This is a genomic window from Sphingomonas vulcanisoli, from assembly GCF_011761305.1.
In the GTDB taxonomy this organism is placed as follows: domain Bacteria; phylum Pseudomonadota; class Alphaproteobacteria; order Sphingomonadales; family Sphingomonadaceae; genus Sphingomonas_I; species Sphingomonas_I vulcanisoli.
Genome location: NZ_JAAOZC010000001.1, coordinates 364,911 through 378,808, shown reverse-complemented (window position 1 = coordinate 378,808; position 13,898 = coordinate 364,911). Strand labels below are relative to the sequence as shown.

General features: G+C 64.4%; 14 protein-coding genes. All 14 read left to right on the top strand.

Annotated elements, in window-relative coordinates; genetic code table 11:
• Positions 1–2 precede the first annotated feature (2 nt).
• The 14 genes from FHS31_RS01760 to FHS31_RS01695 all read left to right on the top strand — a co-directional run bounded on the left by FHS31_RS01760 (position 3) and on the right by FHS31_RS01695 (position 13,858).
• Positions 3–146: a hypothetical protein gene (locus FHS31_RS01760; protein WP_167071411.1), complete on the top strand. Its 144-nt coding sequence runs from the start codon at positions 3–5 to the stop codon at positions 144–146.
• Between the two features lie 186 nt (positions 147–332).
• Positions 333–947 carry a PEPxxWA-CTERM sorting domain-containing protein gene (locus FHS31_RS01755; protein ID WP_167071409.1) on the top strand — a complete coding sequence of 205 codons (615 nt, stop codon included), beginning with the start codon at positions 333–335 and terminating at the stop codon, positions 945–947.
• Positions 948–1,382: 435 nt separating this feature from the next.
• Positions 1,383–2,300 (top strand): LysR family transcriptional regulator, encoded by a 918-nt coding sequence (locus tag FHS31_RS01750; protein ID WP_167071407.1) that lies wholly within the window; start codon positions 1,383–1,385, stop codon positions 2,298–2,300.
• Between the two features lie 122 nt (positions 2,301–2,422).
• Positions 2,423–3,532, top strand: coding sequence for an FAD-dependent oxidoreductase (locus FHS31_RS01745; protein ID WP_167071405.1), 1,110 nt, complete (start codon positions 2,423–2,425; stop codon positions 3,530–3,532).
• An 11-nt stretch (positions 3,533–3,543) separates the two neighbouring features.
• The gene (locus FHS31_RS01740; protein ID WP_167071403.1) at positions 3,544–4,446 is read left to right on the top strand and encodes a VOC family protein; all 903 of its coding nucleotides are present in this window, start codon (positions 3,544–3,546) and stop codon (positions 4,444–4,446) included.
• Between the two features lie 5 nt (positions 4,447–4,451).
• A complete protein-coding gene (locus tag FHS31_RS01735; RefSeq protein ID WP_167071401.1) occupies positions 4,452–5,609 on the top strand; it encodes an alpha/beta hydrolase family protein in 1,158 nt (385 codons plus the stop codon).
• Positions 5,606–6,133, top strand: coding sequence for a hypothetical protein (locus tag FHS31_RS01730; protein WP_167071399.1), 528 nt, complete (start codon positions 5,606–5,608; stop codon positions 6,131–6,133). The genes FHS31_RS01735 and FHS31_RS01730 overlap by 4 nt, the downstream gene beginning before the upstream one ends.
• Before the next feature lie 109 nt (positions 6,134–6,242).
• On the top strand, positions 6,243–8,654 hold the full coding sequence (locus tag FHS31_RS01725) for a TonB-dependent receptor (RefSeq protein ID WP_167071397.1): 2,412 nt from the start codon (positions 6,243–6,245) through the stop codon (positions 8,652–8,654).
• 19 nt (positions 8,655–8,673) lie between these two features.
• The gene (locus FHS31_RS01720) at positions 8,674–9,375 is read left to right on the top strand and encodes an EthD domain-containing protein (RefSeq protein ID WP_167071394.1); all 702 of its coding nucleotides are present in this window, start codon (positions 8,674–8,676) and stop codon (positions 9,373–9,375) included.
• Positions 9,372–10,322, top strand: coding sequence for an NAD-dependent epimerase/dehydratase family protein (locus tag FHS31_RS01715; RefSeq protein ID WP_167071392.1), 951 nt, complete (start codon positions 9,372–9,374; stop codon positions 10,320–10,322). Before FHS31_RS01720 ends, FHS31_RS01715 begins: the two co-directional genes overlap by 4 nt.
• Positions 10,319–11,296: a fumarylacetoacetate hydrolase family protein gene (locus FHS31_RS01710; RefSeq protein WP_167071390.1), complete on the top strand. Its 978-nt coding sequence runs from the start codon at positions 10,319–10,321 to the stop codon at positions 11,294–11,296. Before FHS31_RS01715 ends, FHS31_RS01710 begins: the two co-directional genes overlap by 4 nt.
• Before the next feature lie 40 nt (positions 11,297–11,336).
• A complete protein-coding gene (locus tag FHS31_RS01705; RefSeq protein ID WP_243843245.1) occupies positions 11,337–12,908 on the top strand; it encodes an FAD-binding oxidoreductase in 1,572 nt (523 codons plus the stop codon).
• Positions 12,909–12,924: 16 nt separating this feature from the next.
• The gene (locus FHS31_RS01700) at positions 12,925–13,479 is read left to right on the top strand and encodes a cupin domain-containing protein (RefSeq protein ID WP_167071387.1); all 555 of its coding nucleotides are present in this window, start codon (positions 12,925–12,927) and stop codon (positions 13,477–13,479) included.
• A gap of 100 nt (positions 13,480–13,579) precedes the next feature.
• A complete protein-coding gene (locus FHS31_RS01695) occupies positions 13,580–13,858 on the top strand; it encodes a DDE-type integrase/transposase/recombinase (protein WP_167072026.1) in 279 nt (92 codons plus the stop codon).
• The last annotated feature ends 40 nt before the right edge of the window (positions 13,859–13,898 follow it).

The following is a 13,898-nucleotide window of genomic DNA, read 5'->3' as shown; positions in this document are numbered from 1 at the left end:
GGATGGCGACCATCGACCCAACAGCCGACCTTCACCCCTATATTCGCCTTGCCGCAAAGCGGGCGTTCGTCCCGTTTCGGCCGATGGAAGAGGGCGGCTACAAGAGCGGCAACACAATTGGCGGGCGGTGGGGATGGGTCACCTGAAAGCGGTGAGACAACAACCGGCCCAGCGACTGGCGGGGTCGACAAATGAGCGCCGCGTTCGTTGTAAGGAATCGTCATTGTGGCCACCTTAAATAGGTTTACTGACTACCGCCTCGCCGATGGGCGCTTTCGGATCCTATCCTGAAAATCGATAGCGTGGCTTCGGCTACAAGTGGGGGTATGCGTATGAGCCGAGCAATTCAGGTAGCCGCAGCGGCGGTCGCAGTCTTTTTTGACGCCTCGGCAGCGTTGTCGGCTGTCACTATCAACATTGTTGAGAGCAACGGCACCGTCATCATGTCAGAGTCTGGCTCGCTTGATCTGACCGGCTCCACGAACCTGGGTAGCAGCTCTATAGTCCAAGCTGGTGTATTTCAAACACGTTCGGCAACAATCTATTTAGGCTTCACAAGCTTGTACAATCTATACGGTGGTTTAACCGGCGGCTCAAGGAGTTTCGGCAACCTCAATGTGAGTGCCAATGCAATTTCATTTTCAGGCGATTTCTTCGGTCTATTGGGTAGCGTTAAGCGATTTGCGCTTTCATCCAGCTATGTCTCCGGGGCCGCTTTGTCCGGAAGTTCGACTTTCTCTGGCTCGATCGCCTCTCTCGGGCTGACAGAGGGTACTTTCAATTATTCGACCCCATCGGATACGATCACCCTCAATGTCGGAAGCGCCGCCGTTGCTGGTGGAGCCGCTTCGGTGCCTGAACCTGCGACCTGGGCAATGATGCTGATGGGCTTTGGCGCCATTGGTTTCACGCTGCGGAAGAGAAGCCCCGGACTTAGCTTCATCTAGGCGCGACCGCTAACGACCCAATCGCAGCCGTTCGAGCTTGTATTTACGTTTCTCGAAAGCAGTCGTTTGAATGCGCGAAGCATCCCTACTTGTCCGCTAATCCGCCGGTAATCGTAAAGGCCGTCAGTGTAGCGGTTACGTTCGTACGTCGCGCGCAAAAGGGGTACGAAGCCTTTTATCGTGAAGCGGCGGAAAGTGGCACCCGCACTTAATTGATAAAGCCACTCTCGCGGCCCACACCATAGCCGGCTTGCCTGCTCGGCAGAATGAGCTTCGTCCTTTAAGGCTATGTGTGAAATGGGTGTTGTCATATCGATATCGCGGCGGCGGGGTGTATTTGATAGCGAGCGCGGATGACGTTTATTTCATGACCCAACTTGCCAGGCCATTCAGGCATCTCTCAAAAATCGCTATGCGTCCCTAAAGGACGGAACGATGCGGTTCAAAGGTCTCGATCTCAATCTGCTTGGCGTGTTCGAGACCTTGATGCGCACGCGCAGCGTATCGCGTTCGGCGGAGGAGCTCAACCTCAGCCAGCCCGCGCTCAGTTCGGCGTTGAAGCGGCTGCGCGACTATTTCGGCGACGATATCCTCGTCGCGCACGGCAAGCGGATGCTGCCAACCGCTTATGCGGAAAGTCTCCTGCCGCAGGTACTCGAAAGCCTGCGCGCGATAGAGAGCCTGATCGCGACGTCGACGCGGTTCGATCCGGCGACATCGCAGCGCACCTTCCGGCTCTGTTCATCCGATTACATCTCGACCGCGGTTCTTGCTCCCCTGTCGCGCGATCTGGCGCGGGAAGCGCCGACCGTGCGCCTCGAATTGCTGATCAGCGAAGATCAGAGTTTCGCGCAGCTCGAACAAGGCGCCATCGATCTGCTGATCACCCCGGAAGGTTATATCGATCGGAGCCTGCCCGCCGAGCATCTGTTCGACGAGCGTCATGTCATTGTCGGATGGCGGGGAAATCCACTGTTCGCGGGGCCGATCGATGAGGCGGCGTTTTTCGCGGCAGGTCATGTCACCGTTGCGATCGGCTATCACCGCACGCCGGTGTTCAGCGATCGGGCACTCGCCATGATGGGCAAACAGGTCCGGGTCGAGATGGTCGCGCCTTCGTTCGCGGTCGTGCCGTGGTTGCTGATGCATACGCCGCGGCTCGCGCTGATGCACGAAAGGCTGGCGCTGGTGATGGCAGCGCATCACCCGATCGCAATCGCCGAGATCCCCTTCGATTTTCCGACGATGCGCCAGATGGTCCAGCATCACCCCGCTCGCGCTGGCGATCCAGGCCTCATCTGGCTGCGTGAGAGGCTGCGCGATCAGGGCGCGATCAATAAAAAACATCAATGATCTTCGATAAATTCGTTCAGGTTTACAGATTATCGAGGATAGCTATCCCCTGAATGGAGGAGCCCCGAAGGGGCCTGACGAGGGGATGGCATGGGCACGTTTTCAGTTGGCGGATCGGCGCGATGACCAGTGTTCTGGTGATCGGGGGCGGTATCGGCGGACTTACGGCCGCCATCGCACTGCGCCGCGAAGGCATCGCTGTCGAGGTGATCGAGCGCGATCCTGACTGGTCGGTCTATGGCGTCGGCATCATCCAGCAATCCAACGTCGTGCGCGCGATGAAGGAGCTCGATCTGCTGGACGATTATGTCGGCGCGGGCTTCGGCTATGACTATGTAAGCGTGTTCCTGCCCAACGGGCAGAAGGTCGCGCAAATCGCCTCGCCCGCGCTGGTCGAAGGGTATCCGGCCAATGTCGGCATCGGGCGGCGGGCGCTCCATAAGGTGCTCGGCGATCGCACGATCGCTGCCGGCGCCGTCGTCCGCTTGGGCCTGACGGTGACGAGTCTCGATGACGATGGCGAGGGCGTGGACGTTGTCTTCTCGGACGGAACGAACGGACGCTACGATATCGTCGTCGGCGCCGACGGCCTTTACTCCCAGACTCGCGGCATGATCTTCCCCGACACGCCCGCGCCGGAATTCACCGGTCAGGCGGTGTGGCGCTACAATTTCGCGCGCCCCGCCGACGTCACCGGGCTGCACGCTTATGAGGGACCGATCGGCGTCGGGCTGGTGCCTCTCGCCGAAGACCTCATGTACATGTATCTGACGACGCCCGAGCCCGGTAATCCGCGCTATCCGCGTGAGAGGCTGGCGGCGGCAATGCGGGAGAAGCTGGCGGGAATGCCGCCAGCGATCGCCGGCTTGGCCGCGCAGATCGTCGATGATGACGCCGTGGTCTACAAGCCGCTCGAATGGCTGCTGGTTGAGGGGCCGTGGCACAAAGGGCGGGTGGCGCTGCTCGGCGACGCCGTCCATGCGACGACACCGCACCTGGGCCAGGGCGGCGGCATGGCGATCGAGGATGCGATTGTCCTCGCCGAGGAACTCGCGCGCGCCGAGACGCCCGAGGCGGGCTTCGCGGCCTACCGCGATCGCCGGTTCGATCGCTGCGCCTATATCGTCCGCGAAAGCCTGGCCATCTGCCTGGGGCAGATCGGCAAGGGGCCGCGCGTCGAGCAGGGCAAGGCCACCCACGACATGTTCGCCGTCACCGCGGCACCGATCTGAAGGAAGCAAAGATGAGTCGCGTCACCGAGATCCGCTATGTAGGTTATGGCTGTCCCGAGATCGACGCAGAGCGCGCTTTCTATCGTGACGTCTGGGGCCTGAAGCACGTCGGCGCGCAGGACGGCATGGACCATTTCGCTGCTGAAGGCAGCGATGAGCTGTACGTCGTGCGTCTGCGCCATTCGCAGGCAAAGCGCATCGACATCATCGCGCTGGCGGCCGACACGCGCGCCGACGTCGATGCGTTGTTCGCCAGGGTCGAGGCCGCGGGCTGCACAACCGTGTTCGCTCCCAAGGAGCTGACGACGTTTGGCGGCGGCTACGGTTTCCGCTTCTTCTCCGCCGACGGCTTACCGTTCGAAATTTCGAGCGATGTCGCGCGCGGCCCGTCGCGGCCGATGCTGCGCTGGGACGGCGTACCGCAGAAGATCAGCCACATCGTCCTGCATTCGCCCAATCACAAGGCGATGACCGCCTTCTTCGTCGATGTGCTGGGCTTCCGCGTGTCCGATTGGCTGGGTGACTTCATGAGCTTCCTGCGCTGCAACGAATGGCATCACCGCATCGCCGTCCTGCCGGGGCCGCCCTGCCTCAACCATGTCGCCTATGACATGATGACGGTAGACGACATGATGCGCGGCATCGCCCGGCTCAAGAAGCATGGCACCGACATCCGCTGGGGTCCGGGCCGCCATACCGCGGGGAACAACACGTTCAGTTATTTCACGACACCGAACGGTTTTGCGGTCGAATATACATCGGAATTGGAGGCGGTCGACGACGCTGCGCACGAGGCGAAGGTTCACCAACCTGGGCCGGGGGTGATGGACCAGTGGGAGACCGGCGTCGGCGGCCCCCACACGATGCCGCATCCGGAAGCGGACACCGGCCTGTTTCAGCCGGTGGGAGTATAAACCGCATGGCCTTGTTCGAATATTTTCCCAATTACGTCTGGAACCTGTCGGTTTCGATTGCGCTCGAAAGCGGGGCGAAGATTGGCGAGATCATCGACATGTGCGCGCCGATCCGAGACGCGGCGGCGCGCGGTGAGGACAGCGGCACCGCAGCATTCATGGCCGAATGGTCGAAGATGGCCGACAAGCTTGCCGCGCTCGCCACCGAGGACAAGGCGAAGGGGCGGTTGTTCTCGGCGGGCGACAAGCTGAAGCGCGCCGCGCTCTATTATCAGATGGCCGAGCGGATGCAGGGCCATGGCCATCCCGGCCGCGAGGAAACCTACGCCAAGGCGCTGGACGCCTTCACGCGCGGCACGGCCTTTGCCGGGGACAATGTCGAGCGGGTCGAGATTCCCTACGAGGGCAAGACGCTGTCGGGTCTGTGGACCCGTGGGGCGGGCGAAGGGCCGCGCCCGGCGGTGGTCTATTGCAATGGGCTGGACAGCACGAAGGAACTGATCTTCTTCTCCTGGCTGCCGCATGCGCTCGCCAAGCGCGGTATCTCGTGCCTGTGCGTCGATCAGCCCGGCACGGGCGAGGCGCTGCGCCTGCAGGGGTTGCCCGCACGGCCGGACAGCGAGGCCTGGGCCTCGGCCTGGGTCGACTGGCTGGAAACGCAGGGCGAGGTTCACGCGAAGGCGATCGGCATGACCGGCCTTTCGCTCGGCGGCCATTATGCGCCGCGCGCGGTGGCATTTGAGCCGCGCTTTGCAAGCGGCGCGGTGTGGGGCGCCAACCATGACTGGGCCGAGGTGCAGCAGAAAAGGATGCGGCGCGAGGGCGAGAATCCCGTGCCGCATTACTGGAGCCATGTCTGGTGGGTGTTCGGCGCCAAGAGCCAGGCGGATTTCCTCGAAAAGGCCAAGGGCATGACGCTGGATGGCATCATGGACCGGATCACCGTGCCGTTTCTCGTCACGCACGGCGAAAGTGACCGCCAGATCGGGCTCGACTATGCGCACCGCAGCTACGATCAACTGGTCAATTCGCCCCGGCGTGAGCTCAAGATCTTCACCGCCCGCGAAGGCGGGGTCGAGCATGTCGGCGCCGACAATATGAGCTTCGGCCGCGAATATATCTCCGATTGGTTCGCCGAGACGCTCGGCGGCCGCACCGCGTGAGCCGAGGCGAGGTCCTGGATCTGTACGCGCTGCTGCGGCGCGAGACGATCCTGAGCTTCTTCATCAACGCGCTGGTCAGCGTCGGCTTCTTTTTCCTGGTGTTCGGCTGGGCGCCGGTGCGGGGCTCCGCGCTCGCCATCGATTTCCTGCCGCAGACGTTCGGCATCACCTGCCTGGGCGGATTGGTGCCGTCGCTGATCATGCTCGCAAGGATCAGCAAGGGCGCCGTCGTTCCCGTGGGACCGGTGCCGACGCGGGCGGCGCAGCTCTTGCGGGTGCTGGGCTGCGCGATGGTGGCGATGCCTTTGCTCGGCGGTTTGGCAGCGTTGCTGATGTTGGCGTTCGGGCCGGTGGCGCTCTCGCCCCCTGCGGCGCTGATCGTGAAGACGCTTTACGGCGGTCTTGCTGGGATCGTCACCACACCCCCAATTCTGCGGAAGGCGCTCGGCATGTCCTATTGGCCGTCGATCCGGCGCCCGCCGATTTTTGCTCAAAGGCGGACCAAATCGTCGCCATCATCATAAAAATGATCGATGCATTTCGATAAATACAAACAACTTCTCTGATGATCCGGCCTGTGGTGGAAGAGCGGTCATGGACCGCCGGAAAAGCGGCCGCCAAGGAGGGGTTACGATGCATTCTGCATTCCTGAAGACATCTACGGCATTGCTCGCAATCACCGTCGGCACGATGGCTCATGGGCAGACCGCGGCGCCCGTGCCCGCAGCGGTAGCGCCCGCGGCAGAGATGCCTACGCAAGGGCTCGCCGATATCGTCGTCACTGCCCAGCGCCGGACCGAAAGTGCGCAGCACGCCGCCATCGCGATCGATGTCGTCTCGCCCGCGGAGCTCACGGGCAAGGGCGTCATGACCGCATCGACCTTGAACGCGGTGGCACCGGCGCTCACCGTGCAGCAGGGCGGCGGCGCCAATACGACCTTCTTCATCCGCGGCGTCGGCAATTACACCAACAATGCGTATTCCGATCCGGCGATCGCGTTCAACCTGGACGGAGTTTACCTCGGACGCCCGACATCAACGACAGGCACCTTCTTCGATCTCCAGCGGATCGAGGTGCTCAAGGGGCCGCAAGGCACGCTCTACGGACGCAACGCGACCGGCGGCGCGATCAATATCATCCCCAACAAGCCGGTTCTCGGCGAGCGCTCGCTGAATGTCGCTCTGGGCGCCGGCAATTATAACGCCATCAATGCCGAGGTCGCGGCCAACGTCCCGCTCAGCGACATCGCTGCGCTGCGCGTCGCGGCAACGTCCGTTTATCACACCGGCTATTACAAGGATGGCACCGGCGACGAGAACGGCAAGGCGGCGCGCGTGCAGCTTTTAGTGAAGCCGGACAACCGTATCAGCCTCCGTCTGTCTGGCGACTATTCGCACCAGGGCGGCGTCGGCAGCGGCGCTAGCTATATCGGCACGGAAAATTACACGCCGGGCTCCCCGTCAACCGCCAAGTCGCCGGCGAATTACACTTTCACACCAGCCAATCTCGATCCCTATAGCGGGCTGCTTTCACCGGCGAGCCGGGCCTATTTCAGCGGCCAGGTGATTCCCGGCGCGTTCGTCAATCCCGCGCCGCTCAGCCGGCCGTATCTGGACAATAATTATTACGGCGTGACCGGCGAGGCCAGTCTCGAGACCGGCCTTGGCACGCTCACTGTCATCCCGGCCTATCGCCGTTCGGATCTGGATTTCGTGTTCAACGGGCCTTCGTTCCGCTCGTCCCATAATGTCGAGAAGGATCAGCAATTCAGCACGGAAGCGCGCTTGCAGGGCAAAAGGATCGGCCCGGTCGATTGGCTGGTCGGCGGTTATTATTTCGATGAGACGGTGCGCGGCCAATATGCGATCAACCAGTATCAGATCATCTCATTCCAGAATTTCACGTCGAAGACCAAATCCTACGCGGGGTTCGGCCGCCTGACGCTGCATCTGAGTGATCGCCTGCGCCTCGTCGGCGGCGGCCGCTACACCAAGGACGACAAGACCTTCAACGCCAACGTTTCGACACTGGTGGAAGCCTGCGCTCGACCGACCTGCTTTGGCGGACCCTCGCTGCCGGTCGTCGATACGCTTGCGCAGTTCGTGGGTGGGCCGACGATTCCGGGCGTGCCAGTGCCCTATGGCACCAGCGGTAACATCGCCCTGTTCATTCCGAACACCGTGGTGTCGAGCATCGACAAGGGCCGCTTCACCTACCGCGTCGCGGGCGAGTTCGATCTGGCACCGCGCTCGCTGCTCTATGCGAGCTATGAGACGGGCTATCGCTCGGGCGGTTTTTCGGTCGCCCCAGGGCATGAGATGTTCAAGCCCGAATATGTCGATGCCTGGACCCTAGGATCGAAGAACCGCTTCTTCGACAATCGCGTCCAGCTCAACATCGAGGCCTTCTACTGGAAATATCGCGATCAGCAGGTTTCCCATTTTGGGATCGACGCCAATAATTCGGTGAACTTCTTCACAGAGAATGTCGGCCGCTCGACCTTGAAGGGTGTCGATATCGATGCGCAGTTCCTCGTCACCCCCACCACGCAGCTCAGCGGCACCGTCCAATATCTGGATTCGCGAGTGACCTCCTACCAGTATAATACGCCCAAGGCTGCGCTGGAGCCGGTCGTAGGTTGCCCCTTCTCGACGCCGAGCGCCGCAAGCCCCATCTACGTCGTCAATTGCTCCGGCAAACGCGCTTACAACTCGCCGAAATGGTCGGTGAACGCAGGCGTCGAACAGACCATACCGCTCGACGATTACAAGGTGGTGGTCTCGGGTAGCCTGCAATACCGATCGAACACCGTCATCGGGTTCGATTATCTGCCCCAGCAGAATACCGGCGGCAACACGACCTATGACGCATCGCTGAGCTTCGGGGATGCCAAAGACCGGTGGACAGTGACGGGCTTCATCCGCAATCTCACCAATCGCGCCGTGCCGACCTACGCGCAATTCGTGGGGAGCGTCGGCAACCAGATCACCTCGACCTATGCGCCGCCGCGGACCTATGGCGCGCGGGCAGCGTTCAAATTCTAGCATCGCGGGCGCCCCGGGGATGATCAAATTCCTGTTCCTGGGGCGCCGCGCGCCCGGCCTCACCCGGCAGGCGGCGCAATCGCACCTGCGCACTGTGCATGGTCGGATGGTCGTACTGCCGCCGGCGGACGCGGGCGCGATGCCGGCCTATTATGTGCAGAACCACGTTGTGGATGGCGGCTATCCCGCAGGCGACGGCCCCCATGCGATCGAACGCGATCTGGTGACGGAGCTGCATTTCGAAAGCATGGCGGCTATGCAGGCGGCGGTCGCGACGCCCTATTATTTGGAGCACCTCCGCCCCGATGAGCCGCGCTTCGTCCACGATCCCAGCGTCGTCCGCCTCAACGTCACGCCGCGGACGATCGTGGAGGGGCCCAGGGCGCCGGCCAAGCTGTTCGTATTCGCCAGCCGAGCGCCGGGTCTGGACGATGATTGCTGGCAGGCAGCGCGCGATGGCATGACGAACGCCATGGCGGCGTGGGATGGTGTAGTCGCGCTGGCCGACAACGCCGTCGCCGCGCCGCCGCACGGCGAGCGGTTCGTCGACAGCGTTGTCGAGGCTTGGTTCGAAGATCCCGCCGCCGCGATGGCCGCCGCAGCGCGGGCGCCCAGGCTGTTCGATGCCGACGGCATCGACCGCGATCGCTCGCTCACGATCGTCGCCGAGGAATTCACCGAGGAACGGCTGCGTGAGCTGCTGACGGATCGTCATCTGTGACGCACGCCGCGCGGCGCATCCTGGTGACGGGGGCGGATGGCTTCATTGGCGCGCGGCTGGTCCGCGCGCTGCTTGCCGATCCGCGGTTCGCCGAAGCGGCGATCGTCCTCAACGACCTGCGCCTGGACGACTTGGACGATCCCCGGCTCATTCGCTGCGAAGGCGATTTCGGCCACCCGGCGATTCGCGCGCGCCTCGTGGCGGATGCGCCCGACCTCGTGTTCCATCTCGCCGGCGTGCTGGGTGGTGCGGCGGAGGCGGATTACGGGCTCGCCCGCCGCATCAACATCGACGCGACGCTGGCGTTGCTGGAGGTACTACGGAACGAGCACGCGCCGCCTCGCATTGTATTTGCGAGCTCAATCGCGGTGTTCGGCCCGCCGCTGCCCACCGCGGTCAACGACGACACGATGCCGCTGCCGACGATGACCTATGGCGCGCAGAAGCGGATGATCGAGATCGCGATCGAGCAGTTCAGCGCGCGCGGCTGGATCGACGGACTGGCGCTGCGGCTGCCCGGCATCGTGGCGCGGCCGGGGGCGGATACGCGGCTCAAGTCGGCGTTCCTCAACACGCTGTTCTATCGCTTCGCTGCTGGCGAGGCGATCACGCTGCCGGTCGCCGTCACCGGCGCGACCTGGCTGATCTCGGTGCAGGCCTGCATCGCCGCGCTGCTTCACGCCGGCGCGATCGAGCGCGATCGGCTCGGGCGGCGGCGGGCGCTGACGCTGCCGGCGCAGTGCGTCCGCTTCGGCGATCTTGTTGCCGCGCTCGGGCGGCGCTTTCCCGACTGCGGCGCGCACGTTGATTATGCCCCCGATGCGGCGATTGAGGCGCAGTTCGGCAGCCAGCCGCCGCTGGCGACGCCGCTCGCCGATGCGCTGGGCTTCGGTCATGACGGCGATCTCGACGCGCTGGTCCTGCGCGCCATGGAAGAGGGGGCATGAAGCTCGCCACGGTTCCCGACGGCACGCGCGACGGCGCGCTCGTCATCGTCGCGCGCGATCTTTCCCGCGCGGTTCCCGCCGGCGATATCGCCGCCACAGTGCAGGACGCGCTCGATCGCTGGGACGCGGTGCAGCCGGCGCTCGCTGCCCGGTTCGCGGCGCTCGAAGCGGGATCGGCGGACGGCGCGGTCCCGTTCGACCCGGCGACGGCGCTCGCGCCGCTGCCGCGCGCCTGGCAATGGCTCGACGGATCGGCGTTCGAAAGCCACGGCGACCTGATGCAGGCGGTATTCGGCCTCGAACCCAATCCCAAGGGCCGCCCGCTAATGTATCAGGGCATGTCGGACACCTTCCTGGCGCCCACGCAGGACGCGGCCTTTCCCAGCGAGGCGGACGGCATCGATTTCGAGGGCGAATTCGGCGTCATCGTCGACGCCGTGCCGCTGGGCGTGACGGCGGCCGATGCCGAACGGCATATCCGCCTGGTCGTGCAGATCAACGACTGGTCGCTGCGCGCGATCGCGCCCATTGAGATGAAAACCGGCTTCGGCTGGATCCAGGCCAAGCCCGCCAGCAGCATGGCGCCGGTGGCGGTGACGCCCGACGAGCTGGGCGCAGCGTGGCGCGATGGGCGCGTCGATCTGCCGCTGGTCGTCGACTGGAACGGGGTGCGGTTCGGCACGGCCTCGGGCTATCCGATGGCCTTCTCGCTGCCCGAGCTTGTCGCCCATGCCGCGCGGACGCGCGCGCTGTGTGCGGGCACTATCATCGGCACGGGCACGGTGTCGAACGCGAATTTCCGCGAGGTGGGATCGTCCTGCATCGCCGAGCGACGCGGGATCGAATTGCTCGACGAGGGCGCGCCGCGGACCCCGTTCATGCGCTTCGGCGACCGCGTCCGGATGGAAGCCCGCACGACCGACGACGCCCCCCTGTTCGGCGCGATCGACCAGAGTGTGGTTGCGGCCAAATGACACAAGCCGAATGATACAGGGAGACGACCCCGTGGCGACGATGCTGGCCATGCCCCCCTGCGCGCCGGGCGTGCCGATCGAGGCGGCGGCGGTGCGCGCACTGCGCGATGCGCTTGGCAGCGAAAACGTGCTGATCGACGACGCCGTGGCGGGGCACGTCGATCCCTATTCCTTCATGGGGCCGGAAACCGTCGCGCCGGCGGGCGTCGCCCTGCCAGGCGACGTCGCCGAGGTGCAGGCGATCCTGCGCATCGCCACCGATCACGCGATTCCTTTGTGGCCGGTGTCGGCGGGACGCAATTATGCCTATGGCGGCGCTTCGCCGCGCGTGGCCGGAAGCCTGGTGGTCGATCTGCGCCGGATGAACCGCATCCTGTCGGTCGACGAGGAGTGCGCGGTCGCGGTGCTGGAGCCGGGCGTGACGTTCATGCAATTGCACGCGCGTCTGCGCGCCACCCGCTCGCGGCTGATGCCGTCGGTGCCGGACATCGGCTGGGGCAGCGTCATCGGCAACGCGCTGGAACGCGGCTTCGGCTACACGCCCTATGGCGATCATGCGGCGCAGCTTTGCGGTCTGGACGTGGTGTTGCCGACCGGCGAGCTGGTCCACACCGGCATGGCCGCCAAGGCGGGCAGCCCGGCGGCGCATCTCTACAAGGGCGGCTATGGCCCCTCGGTCGAGGGGCTGTACCTGCAATCGAGCTTCGGCATCGTGACGCAGGCCGGGGTGTGGATGATGCCGCGGCCCGCGGCGGCGGCGGCGTGCAGTGTCCAGGTGCCTCGCAGCGACGATCTCGCGGCTCTGGTCGACGCCTTGCGCCCGCTGCTGATCGACGGCACGATCCAGAGCAACGCCGTCATCGGCAACGCCGCGATCGTCGCCGCCGCGATCGGCGAGCGCGCCGATTTCTGCGAGGCAGACGTGCCGATCGACGACGATCGCATCGCCCGCGTGATGGAGCGGTTCCATGTCGGATACTGGAACGCGCGCTTCGGCCTTTACGGTACACAGGCGCTGGTCGACGCGCGGCTGGCGGCGGTTCGTGCGGCGGTGTCCGCCGTACCGGGCGCAGTGCTCGACGTGCGGACCTATCCCGGCGACATCGATCCGGCGGCGGTGCATCCTGCCGACCGCGCGCAGCTCGGCATTCCGTCGCTCGACATGGTGCGCGTCGCGGCGTGGCGCGGCGGCCAGCCGGCGCATACCGATTTCTCGCTGGTCCTGCCGCCGACCGGTCGCGAGATCGCCGTGGCAGCGCGGGCGATCCGCCGTGAGGTCGAGGCGCAGGGCTTCGATTATGCGGGCGGCTTCACGCTGTTCCCGCGCCATGCGATCGGGCTGGCGCTGGTGGCGTTCGACCGGGAGGACGACCGGCACCGGCCCGCGGTGCGGACGCTGCTTCCCCGCCTGTTCGACGCCGCCGACGCGATGGGCGCAGCGCCTTACCGCAGCCACACCGCCTTCATGGACCTGATCGCCACGCAGTACGACGCCGGCGACCGCGCGCTGTGGCGGCTGACGTCGCGACTGAAGGACGCGATCGACCCCGCGGGCATCATGGCCCCAGGCAAACAGGGGATCTGGCCCACGGGCCGGTCCCCCTCCAACTAAATCCGAAAGGCATCCCATGACGACCATCCGCCGCATCGTGACCGGCCACAACGCCGAGGGCCGGGCGATCATCCAGTCCGACGCGGCCCCGACCCGGGTCGAGAAGATCGGCCCGAAGGGTCCCATTTTCTACGAGATCTGGAGCACGCGCGAAACGCCTGCGAAGATCGACAAGGCGAGCGGCGAGTACCCCGAAACCGGCCTGATCCTGCCACCGCCGCCGGGCGGCACGCGCATCCGCATACTCGACATTCCACCCGAGACCGAGGATTTCAAGACGATCAGCGAGGAGGAGGCGCGCGAACATTTCGCCGCGATTGGCATGGCGGACGCGTCCACCGTCGCCAAGGGCGCGCCGCATCCGTTCATGCACCGCACCCAAAGCATCGACTATGGCATCGTGATCGAAGGCGAACTGGTCCTGATCGTGGACGAGGGGGAGACGATATGCCGCGCGGGCGACGTCGTCATCCAGCGCGGCACCAATCACGCATGGTCAAACCGTTCGGATCGAAATTGCCGGATTGCCTTCATATTGATCGACGGAGCGTTCACCGACGGGCTCTATTAGAGCAAGTTACCCCAGCGTCACGCCCTGCTAGCCGCGCTTAACGCGCCGCTACAAATCAAGACCGGACAACCCGTTCAAACGCTTCAATTCCTCGCCGGAGATCATCCGGCTGGTCGTGATGCTCTATGTGCGGTTCCCGCTATCGCTGCGGAACGTCGGCCGCCACGCCAACAATCGGGTGGAGAACAGCCACCTGCCCTTCCGACGACGAGAACGGGCGATGCTGCGGTTTCGACGAATGCGAAGCTTACAAAAGTTCGCCTCGGTTCACGCGAACGTCCACAATCTCTTCGCCCTCGAACGCCATCTCATCGATCGCACCGTCTACAAGGAACGCCGCTCAGCCGCTCAGGCCGAGTGGCAAAACCTCGTGAGCTAGACCCCTGCCCTCAAAGATCGGTCTCCATAGTGTGGAGACG